The sequence below is a fragment of the Candidatus Ruminimicrobium bovinum genome (assembly GCF_902760015.1).
In the GTDB taxonomy this organism is placed as follows: domain Bacteria; phylum Elusimicrobiota; class Endomicrobiia; order Endomicrobiales; family Endomicrobiaceae; genus Ruminimicrobium; species Ruminimicrobium bovinum.
Map to the genome: position 1 here is coordinate 1 of NZ_CACWEU010000091.1, position 19,307 is coordinate 19,307.

Consider the following 19,307-nt stretch of genomic DNA (forward strand, 5'->3'; position numbering starts at 1 on the left):
AGCTTTGTTACAAAAGACAATTGAAATATTACCAAAGCAAGAAATAGAAAAATATTATATGAAAAGAACAAGACCAAGATTACAAAATAAACCATTAAAGAAAAGATAATAATAAAAAAATTATTATTATTCTTGATTTGATATTAATTTTGTTGTATAATTTTTATTACGAAAAAGTGCGTAAATACGCATTTTTCCGTAATAGGAGTTTAAAATGGAAATAAAAAGAGACCAGTATTTAAACAAGTTAATAGCAAGCCAAAATAACAGAATGATAAAAATTATTACCGGAATAAGACGTTGCGGTAAATCTTATTTGTTGTTTAAAATTTTTAAAAATTATTTGATATCACAAGGGATAAAAAAAGAGAATATTATAACTCTTGCATTGGACGATGAAAAAAATTCCCGCTATAGAGATTGTAAAGTTCTTTACGAATATCTTAGAGAAAAAATAAAAGATAAAAGAAAAAAATATTTTATTTTTTTAGATGAAATACAGCTTGCCATAACAAAAGAAGAATTGAATAAAAATTATGATAAGTATGTAAAATTATACGGCGTATTAAACGGATTGCTACATTTAGATAATGTTGATGTATATGTAACAGGCAGTAATTCAAAACTTCTATCAAAAGATGTTTTAACGGAGTTTAGAGGCAGAGGCGATGAAATAAGAGTATACCCGTTAAGTTTTGCCGAATTTTATTCTGCTAAGAAAAAGAAGTTTGATGTTTACAAAGCTTGGGATGAATATTGCCTTTATGGAGGTTTGCCCGATGTTACTTTACAGGAAAATATTGAAAAAAAGTCGGACTATTTAAAATATCAGGCAACAAACATTTATCTTAACGATATTATTGAAAGATATCGTATTAAAAATAAAGATATTTTAGAAACTTTGATAGAAATTATTTCTTCAAATGTAGGCTCTCTTACTAATCCTGTAAGATTAGCCAATACTTTTAATACCGAACTGAAAATTTCAGTTACCGATAAAACTATCAGTACATATTTAGATCATCTTGAAGATGCTTTCTTAATACAGAAAACAAAAAGATATGATGTTAAAGGTAATCGTTACATAGGAACGCCCTTAAAATATTATTATACCGATATAGGGATAAGAAATTCTTTAATAAATTTCAGACAAGATGAACAAGACCATATAATGGAAAATGTTATTTATAATGAATTAAAAATCAGAGGGTATTCCGTGGATGTCGGTATTGTTGAGATAAACGAAAAAAATAAAAAAAATATAAGTCAGCGTAAGCAGTTGGAAGTGGATTTTGTTTGTAATAAAGCAAGTAAAAGATTTTATATTCAAGCGGTATTTGCTCTTCCCACACGAGAAAAAACCGAGCAGGAAACAAAATCTTTAGTCAATATAAAAGATTCTTTCAAAAAAATAGTTGTAACAAAAATGCCATCTCCCGTATGGAGAAATAATGATGGTATATTGATAATGGATATACAAGAATTTCTATTAAATCCTAACAGCTTAGATTTGTAATTGTATAATTTCTATTACGGGAAAGTGCGTAAATACGCATTTTATCGTAATAGAAAAGTTGTTTTAAACACTATTTATATATGCAAATATATCGTAAAAAATAAAATAACAAAATATCTACAGATTTTATTATGAAATTTAAAAATTCAATGCAGTTTAAAGCATACATTAAAAAGGTTTCAATGCTAAAGATGTTTCATTAGTGGCACATTTGAACTAATAGAAGATATTCTATCTGCTTTATCAAATAAATAATCAAAAAATATTAATAATAATTTATTAGTCTCGTTAAAACCTCCAACACCAAAAGTTGAACCTAAAACAACTCTAAAAAATTTTAAAAAGTTGAAAAGAATTTTTTAAAACTTGACTTTACTCAATGGATTGAGTAAAATTACTCAGTTGGCTGAGTAAAATAAAATTGGAGTAAAAATAAATATGAACCGAACATATAAAAGAAACCAGTATAAATTAATTTTATCAAGACTGAAAGAGCCGAGAAAATTTATTCAAATTTTGTTCGGTGCAAGACAAGTCGGTAAAACAACTTTAATTACTCAAGTGTTGGAAGACATAAACAAAGAGTATATTTTTGTATCTGCAGATAATGAAATAAATGCAAGTTCCGTTTGGCTTACACAGCAATGGGAAACTGCAAGAATAAAATTGAAATCTTCTTCAAAAAAAGAATTGATTCTTGTAATTGATGAAATTCAAAAAATAAAAAATTGGAGTGAAGTTGTAAAAAGTCAGTGGGATTATGATACAAGAAACAAAATAAATATTAAAGTTGTTTTGATTGGTTCTTCATCAATTCTTGTTCAAAAAGGTTTAAGTGAATCTCTTGCCGGAAGATATGAGATTATAAGAATACCACACTGGTCTTATAAAGAAATAAAATCTGCATTCGGTTTGTCTTTAGATGAATATGTTTTTTTCGGAGGATATCCCGGAAGTATAGATTTAATTAAAGATGAAAAAAGATGGAAACAATATGTTAAAGATTCTTTAATAGAGCCCGCAATAACTAAAGATGTGTTATTAATGTCAAACATAACAAAACCGGCATTGTTAAGACAATTGTTTCAGTTAGGCAGTATTTATTCCGGACAAATTTTGTCTTATACAAAAATATTGGGACAATTACAGGATGCCGGAAACACAACAACATTAGCAAATTATCTTAATTTGTTGAATGTTGCAGGATTGTTATGTGGGTTACAAAAATACTCAAAAAATCAAATTCAAACAAAAAGCTCTATACCAAAATTTCAGGTTTATAACAGTGCTTTGGTATCTGCATTTGAAACGGAAACTTTTAAAGAAGTAAAATCCGACTTGAACAAATGGGGAAGATATTGTGAAATTGCAGTCGGGACACACATGTTAAATGATTGTATATGTAACGGATACAAACTTAATTATTTCAGAGAAGGAAACTACGAAGTTGATTTTGTTGTAACAAAAGATAATAAATCCGTTGGTATTGAAGTTAAAAGCGGTAGAAATACAACAAATTTATCCGGTATGGAACTTTTTAATAAGAAGTTTAAACCTTATAAAACTCTTCTTGTCGGACAAAAAGGAATAACTTTTGAAGAGTTTTTATCATTAACTGTTGCCGATTTGTTTTAATTGTTTCATCAAATCTTAAATAGAAATTAAAAAATTCTAATTTTCGGAATCCGGCAGGGAACTTTTTCGAGATAAAACAGATTTATAAAAGTAAAAATTAAAAACCATAAAACCCAATAACATTTAAATGCCTTATATTTTTATTTTAAACGGGATTTTATTTCCGTTATTTTTTTATAAGCTTTTTCTATTGTTTCAGGTAAAATTTTACCGCTTTTTACGGCATTAAAAACTATATCGTTAAATTCTTTTACCATATTGTTATTGCTTTTAATATTATTTGCAAAAAGCAAAATATCGTTACCGGCATTAATTGCCGTTATTATACTGTCTTCCAAAGTATAATTATCGGATATTGCTTTCATTTGCATATCGTCGGTAATGACAAGTCCGTCAAAACCTATTTCTTCTTTTAAAATATCGGTTATAATTTTTTTGGATAAAGTTGCAGGGTAAATTTCATCTAAATTTTCATTAAAAACATGTGCAATCATAACGGCATTTAGTAAACCTTCATCATCTAAAGCAATATACGGTTCAAGTTCAATTTTGTCCCATGTTGAAGTAATATCGGTAAATCCATTATGTGAATCGCCTATTGCACTGCCGTGTCCCGGAAAATGTTTAGTAACCGTTAAAATATTATATTTATTATGTGCTTGTATATATGCTTGTGAATGTTTTGCGACAATTTGCGGATTATCGGAAAAAGCTCTTTCCCTTTTATATATAATTGGAGAATCTTTATTTATAGCCAAATCAAGACATGGTGCAAAATTAACGTTTATACCGAATTTTTTTAAATTCTTGGCAATTTTTTTAGCTTGTTTAAATGTAAGTTTTATATTGTCTTTTTCTCCTAATTGTTTATGCGACAATACTTGTGCCTTAAAGCCCATTGAAGACGGTAACCTTGTAATTTGTCCGCCTTCTTCATCTATACAAATAAACAATTTTTGCGGTGAAAGTTTTTTTATTTGTTTAATTAATTTTTTTAATTGTTTTGGTGATTTAATATTTTTTGTAATATCTTTTTCATTAGCTTTTATCTTTGCACTATCTTTTAAAAAAACAACTACTCCGGAAAGTCTTTCATTTATTATATCGTCATAAATAGGATTGTCTTGTGTAATTTCGGTTCCGTTAAAACCTACTATTATCATTTGTGCGATTTTTTTTCTTAAGTCCGTATCGGAAGCGTGTGTAACAGATATGAAACAAAACAGTAACAGAAATGTTATTAATATTTTTTTCATCGGAATATTGTACCAAATTATAATCTCTTGTAAAAGGAAACTTTGCCTTTAAAACAAAACATTAATAAAGAATGTTATTTCCCGACGTATTATATATAAAATTTGACATAAGTATTAATTTTACCTTCTAATCTTTTGCCGTTTTTGGTATCATACTAACATTATGGAAAACAAGTTGGCACAAAATTTTAAATTTTTCGGTTTAATAAAATTTGCATTACCGACAATGATAATGGTATTTTTTGTATCGTTATATGTTATGGTTGACGGTGTATTTGTTTCCAGGTTTGTTAACACAAGTGCATTTGCCGCAATAAATATAGTTTATCCGTTGTTCAGTTTATTGTTTGCAATATCAACCATGCTTGCTTCCGGAGGAAGTGCTTTAGTTGCAAAAAAGATGGGTGAACAAAAAAACAAACGGGCAAAACAATATTTTTCTTTAATAGTTATTTCTTCGGCAATAATCGGTTTAATTTTTGCATTAATATGTTTAATATTTATAAAACCCATACTTTATATTTTAGGTTCAAATGATTTAATTTATGAATATTGTTACGATTATATTGTTCCTATTTTAATTTTTTCACCTTTATGTATATTGCAAATGATATTTCACTCGTTTTTTATTGCGGCAGGTAAACCTAAAATTGGGCTTATTGCCACTTTTACAGGAGGAACAACAAATATAATTTTTGACTATATTTTTATTGCCGTAATGGGTATGGGCATTTCCGGAGCAGCTTACGGAACAATTGCAGGTTTTATTGCACAAAACACAATAGGTTTTTTTTATTTTACATTTAAAAGAAAAGGCGCATTATATTTTGTTAAACCGAGTTTAAATTTGCTTGCAATTGTTAAAAGTTGTTATAACGGTATTGCGGAATTTATAGGAAATTTATCCGTATCGGTAACTACTTTTTTGTTTAACATAGAAATGATGAAATATATCGGTGTTGACGGTGTTGCGGCAATTACAATAGTCCTTTATGCCGAATTTATTTTAACATCAATTTTTTACGGATATTCTTCAGGAGTTGCACCGATATTCAGTTACAATTACGGAAGCAAAAACACATACCGACTAAAAAACACTTTTAAAATAAGTATGATTTTTATAATTTTATCTTCCGTTTTAATTTATTTATTTTCAATACCGGCAGCCCCTTACATAATAGATATTTTTGCAAAAGAAAATATGCATGTGTTTTATATTGCATTAAAAGGATTTTTTATTTTTGCCGTTTCGTTTTTGTTTACCGGAATAAATATTTTTTCGGCAGCAATGTTTACCGCATTTTCCAACGGAAAAATTGCTTCAATAATTATGTTCCTTAGAACTCTTGTATTTTTAAGTTTGGCAATTTTGTTATTACCTTTAATTTTGAATATTAACGGAATTTGGTTGGCCGTTCCGACAACAGAATTTCTTTCAATATTGGTATCAATATTTTATTTTTTAAGATACAGAAAAATATATAACTTCTGCTAAATAAATTTTTATAGTAAATATTCACTGAATTTTGTAAAATATCCTTCAATGAGAAAAATAAAATTTTTAATATTATCCATGTTTTTTTTCTGTTGCCTGTTTACATCAACAGGATGTTTTGCTGCTGAAAAAGAACAAATTACAATTACTATTTTAAAAGGCGACAACCTTAATAATTATAAACAACAAATATCAAAAGCTTTAAAAGAAAAACTGAATAAAGAAGTAGTAATAAAAGTTTTGAATTATGATATTTTCATGATTGATATGGATAGAGGCAACAGCGATTTTTATAAAGGGTCTCCTTTAACTTATGTTTATTCATTATCAAATACGGTTATATTAAAATCACTTTATAAAATTAATGACCAGTGGAAAACCTGTTATTTACCTGTTATACTTGCAAGAAAAGATAGAAATATAAACACAATACAAGATTTGCAAGGTAAAAAATTTTATTTTACAAATCAAAATTCCGCATCAGGTTATTTGTACCCGAAATTATTTTTAATTGAAAATAACATAACTATAGAAAAGGAATTTGCAAACGATAATTCACCGAGTGCAAAAGATGTTTATAATTATGTTATAAGCGGAAAATGGGATGCCTGTTGTTCTTTCTACGGACTATTTGAAAATGATCCTTTATTTAAGGATGACAGTTTAATAAGAATTATTGAATCTCCCGTATATAATGAAAATAAATGGATAAATGGCGAATTTCAAAATAAATATATGCAGACCATTAATTTTGTAAAAGAAAATTTAATGGAATTGTTTGATGATGATGATGATGATATTTACGGATTGTTTGAAAATACACCGTTATTTCAAGACAATTCGTTATTCCAAAATAATTCTTTAATAAAAGTTTTTGAAATAAACTCACCTATACCTAACGACCCTTTATGGGTAAACAGGGAGTTTCAAAAAAAATATCCGGAAATCGTTAATGTTGTAAAAGAAACATTTTTGGAATTGTTTAAAGATAACGAAACAATAAGATTTGCTCCTGCAAAAGACAGTGATTATAATTCAATAAGAAGAAAAGTAAGAATATTAGGTATCATAGAAAACAAAGATTTTATATCCGTAGATAAATTTCTTGGCCTTTTTACAAAAAATCCGAGAATTTTGGATTTTGTTTTAAAATACAGTTTACATATTATACTTGTAAATTTAATATTCGTAGCAATTATAATTATTATAGTTTATATAATTTTTAAAAAGACAATAGTAAAAAAATATTATTCGGAGCATAAATTATTAAACGATAAATATAACGATTTATTAAAACATTTGAAAGAAGAAAATGATTTTAATTTAAAAATAACAAAACTTGAAAATGAAATAAAAATTGCTTTTAAGGATTTTTCTAAATTTGTGCAAGATTCAATTATGGTTAAATATGTTGCTACCGGTGAATTTTTATATAACAAGTATAAAAACACGAATGCGATGGAACCGTCGGCAATAGCAAACTGTTATGTTAAGGCATTTGAAAGAATTGTTATGGTTAGCGCTTACGGTTTTGAAACTTTTGAAAAGCAAGATGATATAAAAGTTCCGGACGAGCAGCAAAATATTAAAAATAAAATAGATCCGAAAAAAATATTGGATAACGGTATCAGAGATATAAGAGAAAAAGCAAATTTGAACAACAGAGAATATAAAAGTTTACAAAAATGTAAAAGTATAAGAAACAAAGTTGCACATTTAAAACCTGTTTCAACGGAAGAAGTTGTATCCATAAGAAAAACTCTTTTGGGCGAAATTCCTTATACGAACGGAATTTTAGCAAAATTAGCACCATATCTTTAACGACAATCATGGCAAACTATATAGAAATAAATTCAAAAACGGCTTGTAATAAAGTTGACAGCAATTTCCTTCCATTCAATTGGGATTTAAATATTTACAGAGGTTGCGAACATAAATGTCAATATTGTTTTGCTTTGTATTCTCACAAATATATCAATTCAACCAATTTTTTTGATAATATATATGTAAAGAAAAACATAGTAGGATGTTTTGAAAAACAAATATCTTCAAAAAAATGGAAAAGAACCATTGTTAATATCGGTGGAGTTACGGACAGTTATCAACCTGCGGAAAAACAATATAAATTAATGCCTGAAATTTTAAAACTATGTATAAAATATAAAGTTCCCGTAACTTTATCAACAAAATCAAAACTTATATTAAGAGATTTTGATTTGTTTGCAGAATTATCAAAATTTGTTCCTGTCAATATAGCATGTACTATTACAACTGTAAATGAAAAAGTAAGAAAACTTATTGAACCTAATGCCGCAACATCATTGGAGAGATTCAATAATTTAAAAGAATTTTCAAAAACAAATGTTAACACAGGTATATTTATTATGCCGATAATTCCGGAGCTTACCGATTCATATAATAATTTAAGTTTGTTATATAAAATTGCAAAACAAAATAACGTAAATTATGCAATTACTGCTATTTTAAATTTAAGAGGAGAAACAAAAATACAGTTTTTAAATTTTATTAAAAATAAATTACCGCATTTATATGGAAAAATAAATTCTTATTATAAAAGTGCTTATGTAAATTCCGCATATAAAAAAAGATTAAATACGATGTTAAACAGAATAACCGAAAAATATCCGTTAAAAGAAAAAGAAATAAATTATCCGGATTATAAAAATATTGATGAACAGTTTTATCTGTTTTAAAATTTAAAGTTTATTGATAGTAGAAATAAAAAAAAGTATAATCAAAAGAAACTTAAAAATTAAATTTTTAATAAAATAGGAGTTTTTATGAGATTAGGTATTGTAGGTTACGGAAACCTGGGAAGAGGTGTAGAAAATGCCGTTAAGCAAAACCCTGATGTAGAACTTGTTGCAATATTTACAAGAAGAAATCCTAAAGATTTAAAAGTAAAATCTAATGCTGCCGTTGTAAATGTGGCGGAAATTGAAAATTGGAAAGATAAAATAGATGTTTTAATTTTATGCGGAGGAAGTGCAACCGACTTACCTGTTCAAACTCCGAAATATGTAAAAATGTTCAACGTAATAGACAGTTTTGATACACATGCAAGAATTCCCGAACATTTTGCCAATGTAGATAAAGCAGCAAAACAGGCAGGAAAAATAGGAATAATTTCGGTCGGTTGGGACCCGGGACTTTTTTCACTTAACAGAATGTATGCAAATGCTATTTTACCTGACGGAAAAGATTATACTTTTTGGGGTAAAGGCGTAAGCCAGGGGCATTCGGACGCCGTCAGAAGAATAGAAGGTGTTTTGGATGCAAGACAATATACAATTCCCGTTGAAGCTGCCGTTAAAGCGGTAAAAAACGGTGAAAACCCTACACTTACAACAAGGCAAAAACATACAAGGGAATGTTTTGTTGTAGCAGCGGAAGGTGCCGATAAAGCAAAAATAGAAAAACAAATAAAACAAATGCCGAACTATTTTTCCGACTATGATACCACGGTTCATTTTATTACCGCAGAAGAAATGAAAAAAAATCACTCCGGACTTCCGCACGGCGGTTGTGTTATAAGAACAGGACAAACAGGCTTAACAAAACATGTAATAGAATATAATATAAAACTTGAATCAAATCCGGAATTTACATCAAGTGTTCTTGTGGCATTTGCAAGAGCAGCTTACAGATTAAATAAAGAAGGACAATCCGGAGCAAGAACAATATTTGATATTGCACCTGCATATTTAAGCGCAAAATCCGCAGAAGAACTTAGAAAAACAATGTTATAAACCGCTAAAAACGATTTACAACTAATTAGTAATTAGCGATTTTAAAAATTAAAAAACAGGAAGAATTTTTCTTCCTGTTTTTTTATTACATATTAAGTTTATATTATTGTCGTTTCTATACATCTATACTTCAATACTTCTATTCCTCAAAAATTCCTACGGAATTTTTAGCTTTGCATTGATGTGTTTTTAACTATAACATCGTGTGCCGAACCTTCGCTTATTGTTGTTTGGCTGACAAGCGTAAGTTTTGCCTTTTGTTGTAATTCTGAAATTGATAAAGCACCGCAATTACACATTGTATGTGTTATTTTTCTTAGAGTTACGGAAATACCGTCATGTAAATGACCTGCATAAGGAACGTAAGAATCCACACCTTCTTCAAAACTTAAAGATTTTTTCCCGCCCAAGTCATATCTTTGCCAATTCCTTGCTCTGTTTGAACCTTCACCCCAATATTCTTTAACATAATTTCCGTTTACGACAAGTTTATTTGAAGGGGCTTCATCAAACCTTGCAAAGTATCTGCCGAGCATAACAAAATCGGCACCCATTGCCAAAGCCAACGTTATGTGATAATCCTGCACTATTCCGCCGTCGGAACAAATAGGAATATAAATACCTGTTTTTTTATAATATTTATCTCTTGCTTTTGCAACTTCTATTGTTGCTGTTGCCTGACCGCGCCCTATACCTTTTTGTTCGCGAGTAATACATATTGAACCGCCGCCGATACCTATTTTTACAAAATCAGCCCCTGCTTCGGCAAGAAAATTAAAACCGTCTTCATCAACCACATTACCTGCGCCTACTTTTATATTTTTACCGAAAGTTTTATGAATATCTTTAAGGGCTTTTGCCTGCCAGTAAGAATAACCTTCACTTGAATCCAAAACAAAAACATCGGCACCGGCTTTAATTAATTCCGGAACTCTGTCCATATAATCCCTTGTATTAATACCTGCACCGACGATATATCTGCGGTTTGAATCAAGCAATTCCAACGGGTGTATTTCATGTGTGGCATAATCTTTTCTGAAAACCAAAGAAACCAAATTTCCTTTTTTATCAATAATGGGTAACTGATTAATTTTTTTATTCCAAATAATTTCGTTTGCTTTGCTTAACGTTATTCCTTCCTGACCTGTTACCATATCGGAAAGAGTTGTCATATATTGAGCAACTTTTGAGTTCGGTTTACAGTGTGAAATTCTAAAATCCTTGGATGTTATTATTCCGACAAGTTTCCCGTGAGCCGTTCCGTCTTCGGTTACGGCACATGTGGAATGTCCCGTTTTTTTACTTAAAGCAATAACTTCTTCCAATGTTTGGTCCGGACGAACATTTGAATCCGATGTTACAAAACCCGCTTTGTAAGATTTAACTCTTGAAATCATATCCGCCTGATTTTGAATACTTTGGCTTGCATAGATAAAACTTATACCTCCCTCTTTTGCAAGAGCAATAGCCATTTTATCGTCTGAAACCGCCTGCATAACTGCAGAAACCATAGGTATATTTATACTTAAAGATGATTTTTCTTTTTTCTTTTTATTGAATTTTACAAGAGGAGTTTTTAAACTGACATTATCCGGAATACAATTTTGATCCGAATATCCCGGAACCAAAAGATATTCGTTAAAAGTATGAGACGGTTCATCAAAATAAAATGCCATTTTATTTCTCCTTAATTAAATTTAAAGATTGTTTAACTTTTGCAACAATTCTGTTTTATATTCGTCAAATTTTATTTTATCTTGTCCTTTTAAAGTTATATTCGGGGGCGTTTTTAATTTTAAAAAGTTCAAAAATTTTACGTTCAATTGTATTCTGAAATCCAAATGAGGTCCGGTTGCAAGCCCCGTTGCACCGACATAACCTATAACTTGCCCCTGTTTAACACGAACACCTTTTTTTATACCTCTGCCGTATTTTGATAAATGCCCGTAATAAGTGCTGTAACCGTTAGGATGTTTTATTATTACCAAATTACCGTAGCCGCCGCTTTTTTGCGATTTTATCACAACTCCGTCACCTATCGCTGATACGGGTGTTCCCGTAGGTGCGGCATAATCTATACCTTCATGCGGTCTGTAATATTTTAGTATCGGATGAAACCTTGCTTTTGTAAAATAAGAACTTATTCTTTTAAATTGAAGCGGAGCTTTTAAAAAACTGCTTTTTATCGACTTGCCGTTCTCATCAAAATAATTTTCATATCCTTTTGAATCCTTAAAAGCTATTGCATTAAAAGTATGTGTTGCGGTTTTATATTGTCCCGCCAAAATTTTTGCAGATATTATATTTTGTGTTTTTGTTAAAGTTTCAGTTTCATAAATTATTTTGAATTTATCCCCGTTTCTTGTATCGGTTAAAAAGTCAAATTGCCATGCAAACATATTTGCAAAAGAAATAATTATATTCGGACTTATATTTTCAGCTGCCATTGAATTCCATAAAGAATTTTCTATTGTTCCCGATATTTCATAACGGTTTTTTGTTGTTTCCAATTGAATTTTTTGTCCATTAATTATATTATCCGTTGACTTTGTAAGTTCATAAAAAAACAATTCGCTTGAAGGAAAATATTTAAAATTTTGCCATGACGGAACAACCGTGGAATATGTAACTTCATAAAAATCGTTCGGCTTACAATTATTTATATTGACCATTTTTTTAAGTTCTGCCAAAATTTCGGTAATTTCCGAAGGTTGTAATTTACTTTTATGCAAAAGATCGTTAAAATTAGTGCCCTGATAAAAAACAAAAGTTTCAACTTCCGGAATTTCTTCAACCGGTTGTTGTTCCGTTACCTGTTCCTGTTTTTTCGAACACCCCGCAAATATAAAAAATATTAATATAACACAGCTTAAAAATTTCTTCATAATCATAATATCATACCTAAAATATTCGTTAATTTTCAACTGTTTATTTAACCAACTCTTTTGCATGTTTTATTGCATATTCGGTAATTTTTTCACCTGAAATCAGTGTTGCAATTTCTTTTATATGTTCCTGTTCGTTTAAAACTTTAACCTTTGTTACCGTTTTATTATCAACAATATCTTTGTAAACTTTTATGTGTTTGTCGGCATTGGAAACTACCTGTGCCAAATGGCTTATTAATATTACCTGTTTTTGTTTTGAAATATTTTTTAATTTTTTACCGATTTTTTCACCGGTTAAACCGCTTACACCGGTATCTATTTCATCAAAGATAATTGTTCCTACACTGTAAAAATTCGATAAAATTACCGCTATTGCAAGTAATACCCTTGACAATTCCCCGCCGGAAGCAACATCGGCAAGCGGTTTTAATTGCTGACCTAAATTTGAATTGAATAAAAATTCCACTTTATCGTAACCGTTGCGACTTAACGAAGCATGTTTAACATCAATTGCAAATTGTGCATTTTTCATATTCAAATCTTTCAATTGTTTTACTATATCATCGGAAAGTTTTTTTGATACGGCTTTTCTTTTATTTGAAATTTGTAAACAAATATCTTCAACTTCTTTTTGTGCGGATTTAATTTCTTTTTCAATACTATCCAAATTGGAATCGTAAAATGTTATTTCTTTAATTTTTGTTTCAAGTTCGGTTTCAAAAGCAATCAGTTCGTCAACAGTTTTTTTATATTTCGATTTTAACTGTTTAATAAGCTGTTGGCGTTCAAGCAAGTTATTCAATGCATTCGGATCGGAATCGACGGTATTTGCAATATCATATACTTCATTATAAACTTCATTCAATTGAGCAATTGCACCGTTAATCATTTTTGAAATGTTTTCCGTATTTATACCCAAAGAATTTAAGGTATCCGTTTTTTTTGCAACCTGTTCCGCCAAATCCAAAACGGAATTATCACGTTTGTAAAGCAAAAATGAAATTTCATTTGAAAGTGCTATTATTTTTTCGGCATTTTTTAAAGAAGGCAGTTGCTGCTGAATTTGTTGTTCTTCATCGGGTTTTAATGCCGCTTTTTTTAATTCATTTAACTGATAATTATAAATATCAAGTTTTATTTCTTTATCTTTTTGAGATGAAATTAAATTTTCTTTCTTATTTTGAAGTTCGGATAGAATTGTATATTTTTCATTAAGTTCCGATAACAATTTTTTATTTTCGGCAATATCGTCAACCAGTTGCAGTTGATAATTACCGTCAAACAGCATATTACTTTTATGTTGAGCATAAAAATCAATAAGGTATTTTCCTGTTTCCGTTAATGCGGTTAAACTTACGGGGGTGTCATTTATAAAAATTTTATTTTTGCCGGAAATATCCAGTTGCCTTCTTATTATAAGTTCATCGGTTTGTTCAAGACCGTATTTTTCAAATACGGAATTTATTTTTTTGTTTGAAGAAATATCAAAACTTGCCGTTATCGTACATATTTTTTGTCCGTTTCTTATTGCCGATGATGATGCCCTTTCACCTAACAATAAATCGACAGCTCCTATTATTATTGATTTTCCGGCGCCTGTTTCACCCGTTAATACTGAAAGACCTTTTGTAAAGTCAATCGAAATATCCTCTATCAAAGCATAATTTTTTATCGATAAATTATTAAGCAAAATTTTCTCCGAATTTTCTAAATAAAGGATTGTCGGGTATTTACGGTAAAAATATATAAAATATTTCTTTCTTTAATTACAATTTAAAGTATTTGTTTTAATAAAGCGGATATTCTTTTGCCGTCTGCTGCACCTTTAAGTGCAGATACGGCGGCTTTCATTACCGTTCCAAAATTTTTATCCGAACAAGAAGCCGCAACTTCTTTAAGTTTTGCAATCAATTCCTCATCTGACATTTCGGCAGGAAGATATCCTTCTATTATTTTAAGTTCTTTTCCTTCTTTTTCCGTCAAATCGGTTCTGCCTGCTTTTTGGAAAGTTTCAATAGATTCTTTTCTCTTTTTTGCTTCACTTCTGAGAACCTTTATAATTTCTTCATCGTTAATTTTTATATTTTTCATTTCTCTTATATTTATCTCATTAAGTATGGCTCTAACCGTATTTAAACTTACCATATCTTTCGCTTTCATATATGTTTTTAAATCTTCTTTAAGTTTTTCTATAATTGTCATTTTATACTCCCAACAAAAACATGTAAAAAATTATTTTATTGCTTTTCCGTCAGAAAATGCAGTTCCGGCAATTTCGCTTATTTTTAAATATTTATGTCCGACACCGTCATAAGATATAGGTTGTAACTTCAACGGATCAATTTGACCTTTATCATTTAAAATTTCTTCTTTTGCGCTTACATTAACAATTTCACCTATAATATTTCCGTTGTCATCAAATTTTAACAAATTACATTCCAAAGTCATCGGAAGTTCGTTTATTACGGGCGCATCAACAAAAGAACTTTTTGTTATGCTAAAACCAGCTTTTTCTATTTTATCCGAAATATCGTTACCTGAAACTATGCCTAAATAATCACATTCTTTTACATGTTTAACATCCGCAAAACTTATTGTAAAAGCTTTTTTAATTTTTATATTTTTTGTTGTTTTATGACTTTCATCCAAACAAATAATAACTTTTTTATAATCGTATATTCCGCCCCACGCCGCATTCATTGCATTGGCTTTATTATGCTCGTCATAAGCCGCAACTATTAATACAGGCATAGGGTAAAACCATGTTTGTTGCCCGAAATTTTTTCTCATATAAACTCCGTAAATATTTTTAACTATTGTACCGGATAAGCTTTTCCGCCATGAATCAAATATTTTTTACCGTCAATAACAACGGTAGTATCATCCGTTGCCGGTGCAACCGAAGGTGTTGCAGGTGCAGCAGGTGCAGCAACAGCAGGTGCGGAAGGAGCAACAGGCGCAACGGCAGCCGGAGCTACGGAAGGTTGATAATTGTCTTGAGTATCGGAAATTATAAAACATAAATCATCTTCGGAATCGTAAACATCCGTTATTGCAACCTTGTCTTCATTTTCTCTCATTTTAAAAATAAATTTAACTACATTATTATTTTTCTTTGAAAATTTTCCGTCTTTGCCGAAATATTTCGGAATTTCTCTGCTGATATCATCTTCATAATATCCGTCAAAACCTTCGCTGTCGGCAACTTTTAAAAAAGGAATCGGTCTCATATCATGCTCCACACCTTTAATAACAATTTTACAAGTAATATATGCAAGCGGATAAGACGAATTGTTTATCATTTTAATTTCTTCATACATTCTCCTTTGAACAAGAGAACCGATAGTTGTTTCATAAACATAAGCACCCGAAGCATCACGACTTATAGCGGGATTTTGTGCCGAATAAACAAAAGAAACGGCAACTAAAACAACTGCAATACAAACTGCAAAATTTTTAATTAAATTCATTTTTTTCCTCCATTCTTAAATAAACAATAAAAAAATTATAATTATTTTTTTATTCCGTGTCAATCAAAAATTAAAAATTATAAATTGTAAAAGATATTTCTAATTGTTATAATCCTTAAATTTTTGAAAAATAAACTTAGCAAGGTTTACATTGTTCGAAATTATTTCTATTGTTGATGATTTGTCATCTTTTTCTTTTACAAAAAAACCGACTTCCGTGGAATCCAAACAAAATTCATAAAGCAGCGAACACTGACTTGCAACTACATATAATTTTTTATCATTTTTAAAATTTGTTTTAAGATGTTTTTCAAATATAAACAAATTACATTTATTGTATGCTTTTTGCGCAGGTAAATTTATATCCATTGCAAACCTGCCTTCCCGTTCGTTTTCAAAATTTGCAACAGAGTATCCTGCTATTCTTTTCGGGTAATCAAGAACTGAGCATGAACAAAACAAAACAAAGCATAATAATATCAAAATCAAATTTTTCATAAAAATTATTTTATATTATAAAGTTTCAATGTATTTGCAAATGTGGTTTCACAAACTTCTTCAAAAGAAACATTTTTAACTTCGGCAATTTTTTTTGCAACTTCAACAACATAAGCAGGTTCGTTTCTTGTTCCTCTGTATTTCTGAGGTGCAAGGTAAGGGCAATCGGTTTCAACTAAAATTTTATCCAAAGGAACATTTTCAATAACTTTTGTAAGTTTGTTGGATTTGGGATAAGTTGAAGGTCCGTCGATACCTATTAAAAAGCCCATATCAAGCACAACTTTTGCCTGTTCAAAACTTCCGGAAAAACAGTGTATTACACCCTTTGGTAAACCGGTAAAACTTTTAAAAATTTCCACCATATCATCATAAGCATCTCTACAGTGAACACAAATCGGTTTATTTATTTCCAAAGCTAAATTTATTTGTTTTATAAAAACTTCTTTTTGCAACTTACCGTCATAATTTTCGTAATGGTAATCGAGCCCTATTTCACCAACTGCCACACATTTTTTATCATTCAATAAAGTTTTTAATTTATCAAAAAGTTCATCGTTAAATTTATCGGCATCCTGCGGATGAAGCCCGAACATTGAATAAATTTTTTCATTTTTTGAAAGCTCGGCTACTTTATCCCAAAAGGGAGGTTCGCAACCCACTTCTATTATGTATTCAAGTCCGTTTGCAAATGCTCTGTTTAAAACTTCATTTCTATCCGTATCGAATTTTGTATCGGTTGTATGTGCATGAGAATCTATTAACATAAAAACCTCTGTTTATACAGCTTTTAAAGCATTTTCCAAATCTTCAATAATATCATCAACATTTTCAAGCCCTACGGAAAACCTAACCATTCCCGGGTTTATTCCGCATGCTACCAATTGCTCATCGGTAAGCTGTCTGTGTGTAGCGGATGCAGGGTGCAAAACACAAGTTCTTATATCTGCAACATGAACTTCGTTTGAAGCCATTTTTAAATTATCCATAAATTTTATTGCAGGTTGTTTGCCGCCTTTAATTGTTACAGACATTACTCCGCTTTGTCCTTTGGGTAAATATTTTTGTGCCAAATCATAATATTTATTGCCTTTCAACCCCGGATAATTTACCGATTCTATTTTAGGATGTTTTTCCAAATATTTTGCTACGGTTATTGCATTTGAACAATATCTTTCCATTCTGACGGCAAGTGTTTCTACACCTATATTTAATAAAAATCCGGAATGTCCCGAAGGATATGCACCGAAATCTCTCATAAGTTGCATTCTTGCTTTTATAATATACGGTGCAAACGGATATTTTTTTGTGTAAACGGTTCCATGATAAGATTCGTCGGGTTCGGTAAATTCCGGAAACTTTCCGCAAGTAAAATCAAACTTTCCGGAATCTATAATTACTCCGCCTACCTGCAAAGCATGTCCGTCCATATATTTTGATGTTGAATGAACAACAATATCTGCTCCGTAATCTATAGGTTTACAAAGTATGGGTGTTGCAAAAGTATTATCAACTATTAAAGGAATTTTATTTGCATGCGCAACTTTGGCAAATTTTTCTATATCGAATATTTGCAAAGAAGGATTTGTTAATGTTTCTCCGAAAATTGCTTTAGTATTCGGTTTTATTGCTTTTTGTATTTCTGCTTCCGTTGCATCCACACTGACAAAAATACACTCTATACCGAGTTTTTTAAGCGTAAAAGCAAAAAGGTTTATTGTTCCGCCGTAAATAGCCGATGTACTTACAAAACTGTCCCCCGAGTTACAAAGGTTAAGTATTGAAAGTAACGATGCCATTTGCCCCGAAGATGTACACATTGCGGCAACTCCGTGTTCAAGGTCTGCAATTTTCTTTTCTACAACATCCACGGTCGGATTTGTAAATCTTGAATATATATGGTTTTTTGTAGGGTCATCGAAAACTTCCGCAATTTCCTGTGTTGAATTATAACGAAAAGTAGTACTTTGATATATCGGCATAACTCGCGGACCGCCGTTTACCGGAGTGTATCCGGAATGCAAACATTTTGATTCGTCTTTCATCTTTATTACCTCTTAATAATTTTTATTAACCGTTAATACCTTCAATTATCGTAGAATTATATAAAATTGGGAAAATATTTAACAGTATCAAAACGTTAAATTTGTACTTAAATTATACCGTTTATATATGTTGACGAAAAATTATTATTTAGATAAAATAATCTAAATATTTGTTAGAATAAAAATAAACGGAGGATATATGAAAAATTTATCTGTAATTATGTTGTTGGCATTATGTTTATGTATCGGAGCTTGTGCAAAAAAACAAACAACAAACCCTGACGGTACTTTGGGAGGAGATGATGCTTTTTCTTCTCAAGGTGAGCCGATATCAATTGATGATATAAGATTTACGGATGAACCTTCTTTAAGAAATTCTGCTACGGATAAAAGAGCCGGCTTAGCTACCATATATTTTGATTACGACAGTAATTCCATAACCGAAGAAGCAAAAGAAATTTTAAAAGAAAATGCAAAATATTTAAAAAACAATGCAAATTTAAAACTTGTTGTTGAAGGTCATTGCGACGAAAGAGGAACTTCCGAATATAATTTATCATTGGGACAAAGAAGAGCATTAAAAGTAAAAGAATATTACGTTCAACTTGGTATTTTGCCAAGCAGAATAGCTACAATTTCTTACGGTGAAGAAAAACCCGAGGATAAAAGAAGCAATGAGTCTGCTTGGGCTAAAAACAGAAGAGCCGAAACAAAAGTTATCGTTAAGTAAACTA

At 30.1% G+C, this 19,307-nt stretch carries 17 protein-coding genes; 7 read left to right on the forward strand and 10 right to left on the reverse strand.

Annotated features, from left to right (window positions below; genetic code table 11):
- Positions 1 to 214 precede the first annotated feature (214 nt).
- Positions 215 to 1,516, forward strand: coding sequence for an ATP-binding protein (locus ACMUOV_RS03115; protein ID WP_413853597.1), 1,302 nt, complete (start codon positions 215 to 217; stop codon positions 1,514 to 1,516).
- Between the two features lie 438 nt (positions 1,517 to 1,954).
- Complete coding sequence (locus ACMUOV_RS03120) at positions 1,955 to 3,151, forward strand: ATP-binding protein (RefSeq protein ID WP_413853599.1); 1,197 nt, start codon at positions 1,955 to 1,957, stop codon at positions 3,149 to 3,151.
- 140 nt (positions 3,152 to 3,291) lie between these two features.
- On the opposite strand, the gene ACMUOV_RS03125 is transcribed toward ACMUOV_RS03120, so the two are convergent.
- Complete coding sequence (locus ACMUOV_RS03125) at positions 3,292 to 4,407, reverse strand: glycoside hydrolase family 3 protein (protein ID WP_413853601.1); 1,116 nt, start codon at positions 4,405 to 4,407, stop codon at positions 3,292 to 3,294.
- Between the two features lie 163 nt (positions 4,408 to 4,570).
- Here ACMUOV_RS03125 and ACMUOV_RS03130 point away from each other — a divergent pair, with 163 nt between their 5' ends.
- From ACMUOV_RS03130 to ACMUOV_RS03145, 4 genes are all read left to right on the forward strand, one after another.
- Positions 4,571 to 5,902: an MATE family efflux transporter gene (locus ACMUOV_RS03130; RefSeq protein ID WP_413853602.1), complete on the forward strand. Its 1,332-nt coding sequence runs from the start codon at positions 4,571 to 4,573 to the stop codon at positions 5,900 to 5,902.
- Positions 5,903 to 5,950: 48 nt separating this feature from the next.
- Positions 5,951 to 7,723 (forward strand): phosphate/phosphite/phosphonate ABC transporter substrate-binding protein, encoded by a 1,773-nt coding sequence (locus tag ACMUOV_RS03135; protein WP_413853604.1) that lies wholly within the window; start codon positions 5,951 to 5,953, stop codon positions 7,721 to 7,723.
- Between the two features lie 8 nt (positions 7,724 to 7,731).
- On the forward strand, positions 7,732 to 8,616 hold the full coding sequence (locus ACMUOV_RS03140; RefSeq protein WP_413853606.1) for an SPL family radical SAM protein: 885 nt from the start codon (positions 7,732 to 7,734) through the stop codon (positions 8,614 to 8,616).
- Positions 8,617 to 8,703: 87 nt separating this feature from the next.
- The gene (locus tag ACMUOV_RS03145; protein ID WP_413853608.1) at positions 8,704 to 9,672 is read left to right on the forward strand and encodes a diaminopimelate dehydrogenase; all 969 of its coding nucleotides are present in this window, start codon (positions 8,704 to 8,706) and stop codon (positions 9,670 to 9,672) included.
- Positions 9,673 to 9,839: 167 nt separating this feature from the next.
- On the opposite strand, the gene ACMUOV_RS03150 is transcribed toward ACMUOV_RS03145, so the two are convergent.
- The 9 genes from ACMUOV_RS03150 to ACMUOV_RS03190 all read right to left on the reverse strand — a co-directional run bounded on the left by ACMUOV_RS03150 (position 9,840) and on the right by ACMUOV_RS03190 (position 18,573).
- Complete coding sequence (locus ACMUOV_RS03150) at positions 9,840 to 11,348, reverse strand: IMP dehydrogenase (RefSeq protein ID WP_413853610.1); 1,509 nt, start codon at positions 11,346 to 11,348, stop codon at positions 9,840 to 9,842.
- Between the two features lie 21 nt (positions 11,349 to 11,369).
- Positions 11,370 to 12,557 (reverse strand): peptidoglycan DD-metalloendopeptidase family protein, encoded by a 1,188-nt coding sequence (locus tag ACMUOV_RS03155; RefSeq protein WP_413853612.1) that lies wholly within the window; start codon positions 12,555 to 12,557, stop codon positions 11,370 to 11,372.
- Positions 12,558 to 12,600: 43 nt separating this feature from the next.
- Positions 12,601 to 14,250 (reverse strand): DNA repair protein RecN, encoded by a 1,650-nt coding sequence (recN, locus tag ACMUOV_RS03160; protein ID WP_413853614.1) that lies wholly within the window; start codon positions 14,248 to 14,250, stop codon positions 12,601 to 12,603.
- 83 nt (positions 14,251 to 14,333) lie between these two features.
- Positions 14,334 to 14,762, reverse strand: a complete 429-nt coding sequence (locus tag ACMUOV_RS03165; RefSeq protein WP_413853615.1) for a GatB/YqeY domain-containing protein — start codon at positions 14,760 to 14,762, stop codon at positions 14,334 to 14,336.
- Positions 14,763 to 14,792: 30 nt separating this feature from the next.
- Positions 14,793 to 15,350, reverse strand: a complete 558-nt coding sequence (locus tag ACMUOV_RS03170; RefSeq protein ID WP_413853617.1) for a flavin reductase family protein — start codon at positions 15,348 to 15,350, stop codon at positions 14,793 to 14,795.
- Positions 15,351 to 15,373: 23 nt separating this feature from the next.
- A complete protein-coding gene (locus ACMUOV_RS03175) occupies positions 15,374 to 16,030 on the reverse strand; it encodes a hypothetical protein (RefSeq protein WP_413853619.1) in 657 nt (218 codons plus the stop codon).
- Positions 16,031 to 16,129: 99 nt separating this feature from the next.
- Positions 16,130 to 16,528 carry a hypothetical protein gene (locus ACMUOV_RS03180; RefSeq protein WP_413853621.1) on the reverse strand — a complete coding sequence of 133 codons (399 nt, stop codon included), beginning with the start codon at positions 16,526 to 16,528 and terminating at the stop codon, positions 16,130 to 16,132.
- A gap of 5 nt (positions 16,529 to 16,533) precedes the next feature.
- Entirely contained in the window at positions 16,534 to 17,295 is a 762-nt protein-coding gene (locus ACMUOV_RS03185) for a TatD family hydrolase (protein WP_413853623.1), read from the reverse strand.
- 12 nt (positions 17,296 to 17,307) lie between these two features.
- Entirely contained in the window at positions 17,308 to 18,573 is a 1,266-nt protein-coding gene (locus ACMUOV_RS03190; protein ID WP_413853624.1) for an O-acetylhomoserine aminocarboxypropyltransferase/cysteine synthase family protein, read from the reverse strand.
- 199 nt (positions 18,574 to 18,772) lie between these two features.
- Between ACMUOV_RS03190 and pal the strand changes: the two genes are divergently transcribed.
- Complete coding sequence (gene pal, locus ACMUOV_RS03195) at positions 18,773 to 19,303, forward strand: peptidoglycan-associated lipoprotein Pal (RefSeq protein ID WP_413853626.1); 531 nt, start codon at positions 18,773 to 18,775, stop codon at positions 19,301 to 19,303.
- Positions 19,304 to 19,307 lie beyond the last annotated feature (4 nt).

Bases quoted from the DNA above. Each gene is read 5' to 3' on its own strand.
- ACMUOV_RS03155 (WP_413853612.1), bottom strand. From the start codon at position 12,557: ATGAAGAAATTTTTAAGCTGTGTTATATTAATATTTTTTATATTTGCG.
- ACMUOV_RS03145 (WP_413853608.1), top strand. From the start codon at position 8,704: ATGAGATTAGGTATTGTAGGTTACGGAAACCTGGGAAGAGGTGTAGAA.
- ACMUOV_RS03190 (WP_413853624.1), bottom strand. From the start codon at position 18,573: ATGAAAGACGAATCAAAATGTTTGCATTCCGGATACACTCCGGTAAAC.
- ACMUOV_RS03180 (WP_413853621.1), bottom strand. From the start codon at position 16,528: ATGAAAAATTTGATTTTGATATTATTATGCTTTGTTTTGTTTTGTTCA.
- ACMUOV_RS03130 (WP_413853602.1), top strand. From the start codon at position 4,571: ATGGAAAACAAGTTGGCACAAAATTTTAAATTTTTCGGTTTAATAAAA.
- ACMUOV_RS03150 (WP_413853610.1), bottom strand. From the start codon at position 11,348: ATGGCATTTTATTTTGATGAACCGTCTCATACTTTTAACGAATATCTT.
- ACMUOV_RS03185 (WP_413853623.1), bottom strand. From the start codon at position 17,295: ATGTTAATAGATTCTCATGCACATACAACCGATACAAAATTCGATACG.
- ACMUOV_RS03115 (WP_413853597.1), top strand. From the start codon at position 215: ATGGAAATAAAAAGAGACCAGTATTTAAACAAGTTAATAGCAAGCCAA.
- ACMUOV_RS03165 (WP_413853615.1), bottom strand. From the start codon at position 14,762: ATGACAATTATAGAAAAACTTAAAGAAGATTTAAAAACATATATGAAA.
- ACMUOV_RS03135 (WP_413853604.1), top strand. From the start codon at position 5,951: ATGAGAAAAATAAAATTTTTAATATTATCCATGTTTTTTTTCTGTTGC.
- ACMUOV_RS03175 (WP_413853619.1), bottom strand. From the start codon at position 16,030: ATGAATTTAATTAAAAATTTTGCAGTTTGTATTGCAGTTGTTTTAGTT.
- ACMUOV_RS03120 (WP_413853599.1), top strand. From the start codon at position 1,955: ATGAACCGAACATATAAAAGAAACCAGTATAAATTAATTTTATCAAGA.
- ACMUOV_RS03140 (WP_413853606.1), top strand. From the start codon at position 7,732: ATGGCAAACTATATAGAAATAAATTCAAAAACGGCTTGTAATAAAGTT.
- pal (WP_413853626.1), top strand. From the start codon at position 18,773: ATGAAAAATTTATCTGTAATTATGTTGTTGGCATTATGTTTATGTATC.
- ACMUOV_RS03125 (WP_413853601.1), bottom strand. From the start codon at position 4,407: ATGAAAAAAATATTAATAACATTTCTGTTACTGTTTTGTTTCATATCT.
- ACMUOV_RS03170 (WP_413853617.1), bottom strand. From the start codon at position 15,350: ATGAGAAAAAATTTCGGGCAACAAACATGGTTTTACCCTATGCCTGTA.